Here is a 1,131-nt window from a genome sequence, read left to right as displayed (position 1 = left end):
CGTGTATGGCAGACGATCTGGGAGTGGGCTGCCACGGGACAAGGGGAGCGGACATACACAGGTGATTTTGAAGTGTACGGCAGTCCTGATGAACCTGTTTTGATTTATATTGCAACCAAGTGATGATTTTGTTGTGACAGAAGAGAACCGCCGGTCATTGTCGTGGACCCGGCGGTTTTTCTGATTCAATCAATAGCAGCCTCCCCATCAAGTTGAACGTCGAGTTACAGCCCAAAAGATGAGAGCCAGAGCACTGACACCAGCTCCTAATAGACACACCCCGTTCCATCCGGCATAGATGTACATATGAGTGGAAGCAATGGCCCCGGTGGCGCTACCGATGGAATAAAATATCATGTAGCCTGCAGTAAGTCGGCTCCGTGCCTCAGGGCGAACATTGAAAATCAGGCTTTGGTTGGTGACATGTACAGCCTGTACGGCCAAATCCAAAAGTATTACGCCAAGAACTAAAGCGAACAGAGAATGCTCGGTGTAGCGGATAGGTAACCAGGATAGCAGCAATACAACTAGTGCGATACCCGTCGTCCGTTGTCCCAAGCCCTGATCGGCAAGACGCCCTGCTCGTGCTGCTGCTAATGCCCCGGCGACTCCAGCCAGGCCAAAGGCTCCGATGGCTGTATGTGAAAGAGATAGAGGCGGGGCACTGAGAGGTAACACAAGCGAAGTCCACAATATGCTGAACGCCGTAAAAATGAGCAGCGCAAGGACAGCACGAATACGCAGAATTCGTTCTTGCACGAACAGTACGATAACCGAGCGGAGCAGTTGCGGATAGGAAAGTGTCACACTTGTGGGTTCGTTCTTTGGCAACACCCGCAACAGAGCTACAGCCATAAACAGCGTAAGTATAGCAGAAACAAGGTAAACTGAACGCCAGCCTGCCAGATCAGTTAATACACCGGCCACGGTTCGTGCCAGCAGAATGCCGATAACGACTCCACTGGTCACCAGACCTACGATACGCCCACGTTCAGTCGGATTAGCCAAGGTAGAGGCGAAAGCCACGAGTGTTTGAGTGACTACAGCCAGCAGTCCAATCATTGCCATTCCCATAAGCAGTATTGTACGGGTAGGAGCAAAGCTAACCACGATTAGTGCCAGCACGGATAA

At 51.5% G+C, this 1,131-nt stretch carries 1 protein-coding gene; it reads right to left on the bottom strand.

All coding sequences use genetic code 11. The features are described from left to right. Positions 1-207: 207 nt before the first annotated feature. The coding region (locus tag GRP75_RS27645) for an MFS transporter (protein WP_160790972.1) at positions 208-1,131 on the bottom strand (924 nt) is incomplete at its 5' end.

The sequence above is a fragment of the Paenibacillus sp. OT2-17 genome (assembly GCF_009827695.1).
Taxonomy (GTDB): domain Bacteria; phylum Bacillota; class Bacilli; order Paenibacillales; family Paenibacillaceae; genus Paenibacillus; species Paenibacillus polymyxa_B.
This window is presented reverse-complemented; position numbering and strand designations above follow the sequence as displayed.